We start from the raw sequence: 269 nt of genomic DNA, 5'->3' as shown, positions 1-269 counted from the left end.
TACTTCGCAGCCTACCGTTTCCGGTCTGCTCTGAAGTATTGTTTTGAGTCACTGTAATGGTGGAGCTAAGCGGGATCGAACCGCTGACCTCCTGCGTGCAAGGCAGGCGCTCTCCCAGCTGAGCTATAGCCCCATACAGTTACTGCAGAGACCACTACTACCACTCACCAGGAGTTCCGCTTTTTCAAACGGTAATTTCTTTTCAGGCAAGGCAAAGGGTCGCGACGTACAGTTCACTGTACGAGCGGCGCTTTAACGCAGCATGAGAA

The 269-nt window shown here is 52.4% G+C and carries 1 tRNA gene; it reads right to left on the bottom strand.

Features of this window, described 5'->3' with window-relative positions:
* Positions 1-57: 57 nt before the first annotated feature.
* Positions 58-133, bottom strand: a tRNA-Ala gene (locus HA51_RS26790).
* Positions 134-269: the final 136 nt, after the last annotated feature.

Source organism: Pantoea rwandensis, from assembly GCF_002095475.1.
GTDB classification, from domain to species: Bacteria; Pseudomonadota; Gammaproteobacteria; order Enterobacterales; family Enterobacteriaceae; genus Pantoea; species Pantoea rwandensis.
This window is presented reverse-complemented; position numbering and strand designations above follow the sequence as displayed.